Source organism: Streptomyces sp. NEAU-YJ-81 (genome assembly GCF_017592595.1).
Classification (GTDB): domain Bacteria; phylum Actinomycetota; class Actinomycetes; order Streptomycetales; family Streptomycetaceae; genus Streptomyces; species Streptomyces hygroscopicus_B.
This window is the reverse complement of the sequence record NZ_JAGFNO010000043.1, coordinates 51,863-61,442: the sequence shown is the minus strand read 5'-3', so window position 1 is coordinate 61,442 and position 9,580 is coordinate 51,863. Positions and strand designations below refer to the sequence as shown.

At 68.0% G+C, this 9,580-nt stretch carries 7 protein-coding genes and 2 pseudogenes; 6 read left to right on the top strand and 3 right to left on the bottom strand.

Annotated features, from left to right (window positions below; translation table 11 throughout):
* Positions 1 to 155: 155 nt before the first annotated feature.
* From J5X86_RS45280 to J5X86_RS45265, 4 genes are all read left to right on the top strand, one after another.
* Positions 156 to 1,721: an acyl--CoA ligase family protein gene (locus J5X86_RS45280; protein ID WP_208522466.1), complete on the top strand. Its 1,566-nt coding sequence runs from the start codon at positions 156 to 158 to the stop codon at positions 1,719 to 1,721.
* A 161-nt stretch (positions 1,722 to 1,882) separates the two neighbouring features.
* A complete protein-coding gene (locus J5X86_RS53115) occupies positions 1,883 to 2,440 on the top strand; it encodes an NUDIX domain-containing protein (protein WP_208522465.1) in 558 nt (185 codons plus the stop codon).
* Positions 2,441 to 2,612: 172 nt separating this feature from the next.
* A complete protein-coding gene (locus tag J5X86_RS45270; protein ID WP_208522464.1) occupies positions 2,613 to 4,955 on the top strand; it encodes a pyruvate dehydrogenase in 2,343 nt (780 codons plus the stop codon).
* 627 nt (positions 4,956 to 5,582) lie between these two features.
* On the top strand, positions 5,583 to 6,245 hold the full coding sequence (locus J5X86_RS45265; protein ID WP_208522463.1) for an adenylate kinase: 663 nt from the start codon (positions 5,583 to 5,585) through the stop codon (positions 6,243 to 6,245).
* Positions 6,246 to 6,408: 163 nt separating this feature from the next.
* Here J5X86_RS45265 and J5X86_RS45260 read toward each other — a convergent pair.
* The 3 genes and pseudogenes from J5X86_RS45260 to J5X86_RS45250 all read right to left on the bottom strand — a co-directional run.
* Positions 6,409 to 6,781: pseudogene (locus tag J5X86_RS45260) on the bottom strand (acyl-CoA dehydrogenase family protein); the annotation flags it as partial.
* A 404-nt stretch (positions 6,782 to 7,185) separates the two neighbouring features.
* A pseudogene (locus J5X86_RS45255) lies at positions 7,186 to 7,876 on the bottom strand (IS701 family transposase); the annotation flags it as partial.
* A 20-nt stretch (positions 7,877 to 7,896) separates the two neighbouring features.
* Positions 7,897 to 8,331 (bottom strand): integrase core domain-containing protein, encoded by a 435-nt coding sequence (locus tag J5X86_RS45250; protein ID WP_208522462.1) that lies wholly within the window; start codon positions 8,329 to 8,331, stop codon positions 7,897 to 7,899.
* 182 nt (positions 8,332 to 8,513) lie between these two features.
* Between J5X86_RS45250 and J5X86_RS45245 the strand changes: the two genes are divergently transcribed.
* Together J5X86_RS45245 and J5X86_RS45235 are read left to right on the top strand one after the other, a co-directional pair.
* Positions 8,514 to 9,167, top strand: a complete 654-nt coding sequence (locus tag J5X86_RS45245) for a histidine kinase (RefSeq protein ID WP_208522461.1) — start codon at positions 8,514 to 8,516, stop codon at positions 9,165 to 9,167.
* 83 nt (positions 9,168 to 9,250) lie between these two features.
* On the top strand, positions 9,251 to 9,565 hold the full coding sequence (locus tag J5X86_RS45235; RefSeq protein WP_208522460.1) for a citrate/2-methylcitrate synthase: 315 nt from the start codon (positions 9,251 to 9,253) through the stop codon (positions 9,563 to 9,565).
* Positions 9,566 to 9,580: the final 15 nt, after the last annotated feature.

Genomic DNA, 9,580 nt, shown 5'->3' with positions numbered 1-9,580 from the left:
CCGCCAGTTCCACTCCCAGCACAACCCCACACACCACAAGGAGACCAGCCGATGACCGACCTCTACAACCACGGCACCGGCGACATCCTCACCGAACGCCACGACAACGGCACCCTCCTGATCACGACCGGCGTCCCGGTGCCCGGAGCGGTGCGATGACCCGCGACCCGGGCTCCCTGTCCTTCGAGCCGTTGACCCCGACGTCGTATCTGGATCGTGCCGCGGCGGCGCACGGGGATCGGGTCGCAGTGGTGGATGGGCGGTCCCGGTGGACCTATGCGAAGCTGCGTGATCGGTGTCAGCGGTTGGCGGGCGGGCTGGCCTCGTTGGCCGGGGGGCGTCCGGTGGCGGTGCTGGCGCCGAACACGCATGTGTCGCTGGAGGCGCACTACGGGGTGCCGTGGGCGGGGGTGCCGCTGGTCGCGGTGAACACCCGGCTGTCGGTGGGCGAGGTCGCCTACATCCTGGAGCACTCCAAGGCGTCCGTGCTGATCCACGACCCGTCGTTCGACGCGTTGGTGGACGAGGCCCTCGCCCGGCTGGCCGCCCCACCGCACCGGATCAGGGCGGGGCAGGAATACGAGGATCTGCTGGCCGCGGCGGAGCCGCTGCACCTGACCCCGACCGACGAACGGGCGCTGCTGTCGATCAACTACACCTCGGGGACCACGGGCCGCCCGAAGGGCGTGATGTACCACCACCGGGGCGCGTTCCTCCAGGCCGTGGCGATGGTGGGGCACACCGGACTGACGCCGTCGAGCGTGCACCTGTGGACGCTGCCGATGTTCCACTGCAACGGATGGACGTTCCCATGGGCGGTGACCGCGGCGGCTGGGACGCACGTCTGCCTGCCGAAGGTGAATCCGGCGGAGATCTGGCGACTGCTCCGGGAGGAGGGCGTCACGCACCTCAACGGGGCGCCGACGGTGCTGTCGATGATCGCCTACGCCCAAGAGGCCGCACCACTGGACCGCACGGTGCGGATCGCCACCGGTGGGGCGCCGCCGTCACCGGCGATCCTGCGGCGGACGGCGGAGCTGGGGTTCGAGGTCACGCACCTGTACGGGCTGACCGAGACTTACGGCCCAGCGATGCTGTGCGACTGGCGCCCGGAGTGGAACGACCGCGACGCCGCGGCACAAGCGCGGCTCAAGGCGCGCCAGGGCGTCGGGAACATGATCTCGTGCGTGCCGCGGGTGATCGCGGACGACGGCACGGACGTCCCCGCGGACGGTGTCACCACGGGGCAGATCGCGTTGCGCGGCAACAACCTCATGCTCGGCTACCTCGACGACCCGGAGGCCACCTTGGCTGCGGTGCCGGACGGATGGTTCCGGACCGGGGACATCGGCATCCTGCACCCCGACGGGTACGTGGAGCTGCGTGACCGCTCGAAGGACGTGATCATCTCGGGTGGGGAGAACATCGCGTCGGTCGAGGTGGAGCAGGCGATCATGGATCATCCGGCGGTACTGGAGGTAGCGGTGATCGCGGTGCCGGACGAGCGCTGGGGTGAGGTCCCTGCCGCCTATGTGAGCCTGCGGGAAGGCGCTACAGCCACCGAGGCGGAGATCATCGAGCATGCGCGGGGCAGGCTGGCCCGGTTCAAAGCGCCGAAGACGGTCACGTTCACCGAGTTGCCGAAGACCTCCACCGGAAAGATCCAGAAGTTTGTGTTGCGGGACAAGGCATGGGCCGGGAGCGAGAGCCGCATCCGGTGAACGACGTGAACGGACCGGTGGCACGCGAGGTCGTCGTCAGGGAGTGTCAAACCTCGTGCTTCCACGCGGCAGGACGTCCGGTAGGTGATCAGAAACGCGAAGAGCTCCTGCCCGCAAGGGGACTTTTCCTGGGCCAGGCCGTCGCATGAAGGAGGCACCAGATGAAGCGCGTCGGGTCCTCCCCGGGTGTCCGTGCCGAAGGCGGTGGTCGCGGGGCGGTCTCCCAGGCTTCACCAGGGGCACAGTCCCTGGACGAGTCCGGTCGCCCCAGGGCTCAGGGCCCGCGACAAGTCGTCGCCGTCATCCTCATGTGGCGAGGGCGCATCGGGTTGTTCAAGCGCAGTGGATCTGTCCAGCATGATGCAGGCTTGTGGCACTGCATCACCGGATATCTGGACGCTGACAGCGACCCGGTACGGCAAGCCATCCAGGAGATCTGGGAGGAGACTCTGCTCCCCGCCCGCGCTCTGGAGCGGCTGACTGCGGGCCCCACGCTGCGTCTGGCCGACCCTCGTGGCGGGCCGGACTGGACCGTGCACACTTTTTTGGCCTGTACCAGTCAACGCCGGCTCACTCTCAACTGGGAGCACAAGGCATACCGGTGGGTACGGCCTGGGAAGCTGTCACAGTTCGACGGGCAGGTCGCATGGCTGACAGATGTCCTGCGTGCAGTCGACTCTCTGCCGTCAGCCAAGGCGCGTGATGGGGGCGCGTCTTAAGGCCGGTGCGAACCGGTCCAGCGCCCCGGGCCGACCGATCAGGTGGCCCGAATCCGAGCAGAATGCTCGACCTATAAGAGAAACATTTGTGCAGTCGCAGAGTTACCCGTCTTCTGGCGGAGCATAACGCGAAATTCCTAAGGCATGGTGCCGAATGCGGAGGTGGTCTGTGATGGTCGCGGAACTGAGGTCGGCCGGCGGCGACGGCGGTCCTGCCCGGGCGGAGGAGCTTGCCGCGCTGGAGTCGGTCGAACAACGGGTGCTGTGGCTGTCCACCGCGATCATCGACCACGCCAACCGGGTGCGGCCGAACCCTTCGGGGCTGAAGGTGGGCGGTCACCAGGCGTCCAGTGCCTCGATGACCTCGATCATGACGGCGCTGTGGTTTCATGCGCTGACTGCCGAGGACCGGGTGTCGGTCAAGCCTCACGCCTCACCGGTGTTGCATGCGATCAACTACTTGCTGGGCGAGCTGGACGAGTCCTATCTGACCACGCTGCGTGCCTTCGGCGGTCTGCAGAGCTACCCCAGTCGTTCCAAGGACCCCGACCCGGTCGACTACTCCACCGGTTCGGTCGGTATCGGCGCCACCGCTCCCCTGTGGGGCGCTCTCGCCCGGCGCTACGTGGAGGGGCGCTTCGGCGGTGCCGGGAGGGGGCGCCAGTACTCCCTGCTCGGCGACGCCGAGCTGGACGAAGGCGCGATCTGGGAAGCCATCCAGGATCCGATGGTGCCGAGTCTGGGCGAAGTGGTGTGGGTCGTCGACCTGAACCGGCAGTCTCTCGACCGAGTCATCCCCGGCATCGCCGCGGACAAGCTGCAGGGCATGTTCGCCGCGGCCGGCTGGCAAGTGATCTCCCTCAAGTACGGGCGTCTCCTACAGGAGTTGTTCACCCGGCCCGGCGGCGAGGCCCTGCGCGCTCGTATCGATGCCATGGGCAACCCCGAATACCAGCGCCTGCTGCGCTGCTTCGCCGACGAGCTGCGCGAGCGCTTGCCCGGCACCGGCTCGACCGCCGGGCCGATCGCCGACCTCATCGCGCCACTGGACGACGCCTCGCTGCTGGCGGCGGTGCGCAACCTGGGCGGCCACGACATCGGCGCGCTGTCGGATGCGTTCGCCGGTGTCGACGACACCCGCCCGACCGTCATCTTCGCCTACACGGTCAAGGGCTACGGGCTCCCCACCGAGGGCCACCCGCAAAACCACTCCTCGCTCCTGACGGCCGAGCAGATGCGTGCACTGGCCGACCGCTTGGGAACCGATCTCGACCACCCGTGGACGCGTTTCGGCGAGGGTTCGGCGGAAGCGGCCCTGTGCGCGGCGGCCGCCCAGCGGCTGCGCCGCCCCGAACAGGCGCCCCCAAAGCCCCCTGCGGTCCCCGCCGACCTAGTGCGCCCGGCCCCCACCGGCATCGGGAACACTCAGCAGGCTCTCGGCCGCGTCCTGCTGGATCTCACCCGGCGGGCGCCGGAGGCGGCCGCCCGGATCGTCACCGTCAGCCCGGACGTCAGCTCCACCACCAACCTCGGCGGCTGGCTCAACAAGGTCGGTGTGTGGTCGCCGACCGAGCGCACCGACTGGTTCGCCGATGACGCCGAGACCATCCTGCACTGGCGCGAGCAGCCAGCCGGTCAGCACGTGGAGCTGGGCATCGCGGAGACCAACCTGGTCGGTCTCCTCGGCGAGCTGGGCGCCACCTGGAGCCGGTGGGGCCAGCCGCTGCTGCCGATCGGCGTCGTCTACGACCCCTTCGTCAACCGGGCACTGGAGCCTTGGTCGTTCGGCATCTATGCCGGTGGCCAGTCGATCCTGGTCGGCACCCCCTCCGGTGTCACCCTCGCCCCGGAAGGCGGTGCACATCAGTCGATCACCACCCCCTCGCTGGGCATTGAACAGCCCGGCTGCGTCACCTATGAGCCGGCGTTTGCGATCGACACCGAATGGTGCCTGCTCGCCGCACTCGGCAACTTGGCCAGTCCAGGGGGCAGGTCGGCCTATCTGCGGCTGTCGACCCGACCCATCGACCAGTCGACAGCCGCCGTGCCCAGCGACCCGGCCGCTCGCGAACGCCGTCGCCGACATGTGACCGCCGGGGCCTACCGGCTGCGGCAGCACGAGAAGCCCGTGGTGACACTCGCCGCGATGGGCGCTTTGGTCCCGGAGGCCCTGGCCGCCGCCGACCGGCTCGCCGCCCTCGGGCATGGCGCCGACGTTGTGTGCGTGACCAGTCCGGACCTACTCTTCCGCGCGCTCCAGGCCCGTCGCGGCCTGTCGGACGACCCGGCCTGGATCCTCGACCAGGTCTTCCCCCTCGACCGGGCCACCCCGCTGGTCACCGTCCTGGACGGGCATCCCCACACCTTGGCTTTCCTGAGCAGGATCCAGAACGTTCCCGTCAGCACTCTCGGCGTGACCTGGTTCGGCCAGTCCGGGGCGATCGAGGACGTCTACCGCTACCACCGCATCGACACAGACAGCATCGTCACCACCGCCCTCGACCTCATCGATTGAGCGAGAACTCGGCAGCCTCTGCGTGCAGGGGCCGGTACAAAAGAGCAAACCGCACTCACCGTCCGCGACGGCCGCGTCCCACATCATCGACGTCGCCCCTCGACAACACCGTGCTGGGTCGCACCAGGAGTTGACCGCGGCAGCCACCATGCACAACCGGTCCGCCGCACCGTCCCCTCGCCGGGGATTCGCCTCTCATACCCCGTCCGGCGGCACGCCCCTGTCTTGCCGAAAAGACGTACCGCCGGACGGTCCCGGCGCAGCCGACCCGTACCACCACCCCATGGGGCAACAGCTCCCCACCCACTCCGTCCGGCGGCACGGCGCGGCACCCGCCCTGACAAGCCGCGCCGTGCCGCTGGACGGTCGCAACCAACCTGTCCGCCCTTCCCACGGCGAGCCGAGCAGACGCACCACCCAGACGATTGGACATGTGATGAAGGCTCTGAGCGGAATCGAACGAAAGTGGTCCGGGGCTCCGGCCGTTCCCCGACCAGCTGCACCGTCAGCCAGTCGTCCGTATCTGGCCGTGGGTGGCAGGATCGGCGAGGTCGTCTCCAAGCCGTCGACAAGCGCCTCCGCCGCCGATGAGCTCCAGCAGCGCAAGGACGAAGGGTTCCTCCGCTGATGCGCATCGTCCTCGTCGGGCCGCCGGGTGCTGGAAAGGGCACTCAGGCCACACGCCTGGCCGGGAAGCTGTCGATCCCGCACATCTCTACGGGCGATCTGTTCCGGGCCAACATCAGTCGGCAGACCGAGCTCGGGAAACTCGCGAAGGTCTCCATGGACGCCGGCAACCTCGTCCCCGACGAGCTCACCATCGCGATGGCGAAGGACCGCATGCAACAGCCGGATGCCGAGAACGGCTTCCTGCTCGACGGTTTCCCGCGCAACGTCTCGCAGGCCGAGGCGCTCGACGAGCTGCTGAAGACCGAGGCCATCAAGCTGGACGCGGTTCTTGACCTCGAAGTCCCCGAGGGAGAGGTCATCAAGCGCATCGCCGGCCGGCGCATCTGCCGCAGCCGGTCGGCACACGTGTTCCACGTGTCGTACAGCCCGCCGAAGAAGCAGGGCGTGTGCGACGTCTGCGGCGGTGAGCTCTACCAGCGCGACGACGACTCCGAGGAGACCGTCCGCAAGCGGCTCGAGGTCTACCACACGCAGACCGAGCCGATCATCGAGTACTACAAGACGCAGGGCCTTGCGGTCACGATCTCCTCCCTGGGCCCGGTGGACGAGGTCACGCGGCGGGCGCTGGAAGCCCTCGAGCGCGAGGACGACGGCAAGTAGCCGCCAGCACGTCTTCCATCCACCACCACAAATGGCGGCGGGCGTATGACCAGAGCGGAGTGCCCTTTGACGTCCGAGGAGACCTGACCGGCAAGAACGTCGCAAAGCATCCATCGAGGGATGGCTGGGCGCACCAGGCTCCGCCAACGGCATCTGGGCCTGAGACCTCGTACGTCGGGGAGCCCTTGATGCCGAGCTTCTTCTCCGGGGCGCCGAAGGAGACGCCCTCGTCGGACTTCTCTACACGACGAATGCGCTGATGTCCTTGGAGCGCTTGGTGGGGTCGGTGACGGCCATCACCGTGTAGTACTCGGAGACGCCCGCGTAGGTGATCCAGCGCTTGACGCCGTTGAGCACCCAGTGGTCGCCGTCGCGGACCGCCTTGGTTCAGGCCGGCCACGTCGGAGCCGGCGTCCACGATCACCGTGGCGAGCGAGGGCGTCCGCGCACGCCCCGCCGTACTCCTCGGGCACGTGCACCGCGTGCAGGTCATTCGCGACGAGGGCCTTGAGGGCCTCCTCGTCCACTGCGGCGGCGTCTGAGACCCGTCCACCGCACCTGGGGTGATACGGGGGAATCGCTCATCCTGGTCGGCAGAAGCAGCACGCCGATGTGGCAGATCGTCCAACGCATCGAAGATGCCTGGGTGGAAGCACCTACCGATGGTCTCTAGGAGGGAACTGAGTTCCCTGGTATCTGATAATCAGTACCCTCCCAGGACGTGCTTCCTTCGAGTGCCTCGCCATCACGGACTGTCCGCACGGGTGATGATGGCTCGCTAGTACTGCAACGGTGCTTGCTGTGACTGCTGGCCAGTTGGGGGGCTGTCCGCGTCGTTTGTAGTGACTGACTCGGGCCTGGTGCTGGCGTCGGCGGCGCCATGTCGACCAGTGCAAGATGTGGTCGACCGGGGTGGGGTGGCGGTTTGTGAGTCGGGCGATCAGGCGTCGGATCTCGGCGAGGCTGAGGTGGATGAGCTGGGAGGATCCGTTTCTGCTTTGTCGGCGTCGAGTTCGCGGGCGCGCAGGACGGTGAGGCAGGCGTGGGCGGCCATGGCCAGGGTCATGTGGCGGTGCCGGCCGGGGTAGCGGCGGATTTGGTAGTCGTCCAGGCCGCATTCCTGCTTCGCGGTCTGGAAGCATTCCTCCACGGCCCATCGACTGCCCGCGATGCGGATCAACTCGTCCAGGGTGGTCCCGGCCGGGCAGTAGGAGATGTAGTAGGAGATGTCCTCGGGCCTGCTGACGCTGCGGCGGGCGAGGACCCGGTGCCGGCGGTCATCGCGGTGCCAGGGCCGGACCTCGACGCGGGCCCAGTCATAGATCCGCGGGCCATGTGCCCCCTTGCCGCACGAGCGGCGTTTCCACTTCTGTCGTGGGAGACCGGGGAACAAGGTCGTGGACGGGGTGGTCGATGGCCCAGCGGGGGACGACGGTGTCGTGCCGGGTGGTGGCCATGACGTGGAAGACATCGGCCTGTTCCAGCTCGGAACGCCAGCCCTTGCTGAAGCCGTAGGCGGCGTCCGCCGTCACCCATCCGAACGGGATCTTGTCCCTGATCGCTCGCCTGATCATCGCCTTGGCCATGGTCACCTTCGTCTCGAAGACGACGCTGTCGTCGATGCCGGCCCTGAAGGGTGTCAATATTCCATTCAGGCTGCTGAACTGGGCCTTTCCTGTGGGTGGTGAGGCAGCCGGGGTGACGTGGTGTGGTACTCGTTGAGCAGTCCGCCAAGTACCTGGCGACGCCTGACCGCGGCAGCGGGCAAGGGGATGACGTTCGGGTCGTCGTCGGGGGCTCGTAGGCCAAGGCTGCGGTGGGCCCGTCCCGTGTTGTAGTGCTCTGCGTACTGGTTGAGGACCGTACGCAGGTGTCGTTCACCGCTGATCAGGAGTCGGTCGGTGCACTCCGCGCGGGCTGCACGTATCCATCGTTCGGCGAAAGCGTTGGACCGGGGACTTTGCGGCGGCGTCGGGATGACGATTGTGCCGTTGCCGGCGAAGACGGCATCGAACGCGGCGGTGAACCTGCTGTCCCGGTCACGGATGAGGAACCGGAAGCACCCAGCCCTGTCGCCGAGGTCCATGAGCAGATTGCGGGCGAGTTGAGTGACCCATGCGCCGGTCGGGGGCGGTGACGCCCAGGACGTGAGCCCGCATTGAGCACTCTTGCCTCAGCAGTATCAGACCCACTCACCACCCGAAGCTCCACCAAACAGCCTTTCCGGGATACGGGCTGACGGCCGGGCGCGACACCGGCCCCCTGCCGGTGCTGCCCGCGTTCGCTCTTTACACGATCGGGACGAACATCCTATTTCTCGCGGGTGCCTGGACCTTCGGAAACGCTGCGTGGGTACAGACCCGCCAGCGGATGGAGTTGGCCGAACGCAACCGCGAACTACAGGTCGAGCGCGACGAGAACGCGCGCAATGCGGTAATCACCGAGCGGCTCCGCATCGCCCGCGAACTCCATGACGTCGTCGCACACCATGTGAGTGTCATGGGCGTACAGGCGGGCGCCGCCCGGCTGATGCTCACCCGCGATCCCGCCGCCGCTGAAGGCGCGCTCATGTCGATCGAGCTGGCTGGCCGGAACGCGGTCGAAGAGATGCATCGTCTCCTTGGGGTTCTGCGTGACGGTGCGCAACCTGCGCAGGCGGTGCCGGTTGCGGGCGTCGAGCAACTCGACACGCTGGTGGCGGGACTTCGCGGAGCCCTCCGCACCACCTACACGGTGGACGGCGAACCACGCGAGCTGGCCCAGTCGCTGTCCATCTCGCTGTACAGGATCACGCAAGAGGCTTTGACCAACACGGTGCGGCAGGCAGGCGCGTCGAGGGTCGACGTCACGTTGTCCTACCGCGCTACGACGGTCGAGCTGACCGTGGTCGATGATGGACGTGCCTGCTCTCCGGCACGCTGATCCTGCTCGCCGAACACGGCCTTGGCCCATCCACCCGGGCAGCGCGGGAGGCGGCCGCCAGCGAGGCCGATCCCTATTCCGTTGTGCTCGCCGGTAGCCAGCCCCGCTACCCGGGCGCCGACCCGCGCGCCGCGGCGATGATGACGCTACTCGCCGATAGCGGCGGGGACGAGGACCGCCAGCACATCGTCCGCGAGGTCGTCGACCTTGTACGCAGCCGGCGCAACCTCGCCCCGAACGCCGAGTTCGCCCTCGGAGCGATGTGCTTCGTGCACCGGATGCCCCGCGGCGCGGGCGAAGCCGTCTTCGTCATCGCCCGCTCAGCCGGCTGGATCGCCCACGCGATCGAGGAGTACGAGACAGCCCCCGGCATGAAAACCCCGCTCACCCGCGGCTGAACACAGCACATCCCG

Coding starts and splice junctions, on each gene's coding strand:
- J5X86_RS45280 (WP_208522466.1), top strand. CDS start 156: ATGACCCGCGACCCGGGCTCCCTGTCCTTCGAGCCGTTGACCCCGACG.
- J5X86_RS53115 (WP_208522465.1), top strand. CDS start 1,883: ATGAAGCGCGTCGGGTCCTCCCCGGGTGTCCGTGCCGAAGGCGGTGGT.
- J5X86_RS45270 (WP_208522464.1), top strand. CDS start 2,613: ATGGTCGCGGAACTGAGGTCGGCCGGCGGCGACGGCGGTCCTGCCCGG.
- J5X86_RS45265 (WP_208522463.1), top strand. CDS start 5,583: ATGCGCATCGTCCTCGTCGGGCCGCCGGGTGCTGGAAAGGGCACTCAG.
- J5X86_RS45250 (WP_208522462.1), bottom strand. CDS start 8,331: ATGGACCTCGGCGACAGGGCTGGGTGCTTCCGGTTCCTCATCCGTGAC.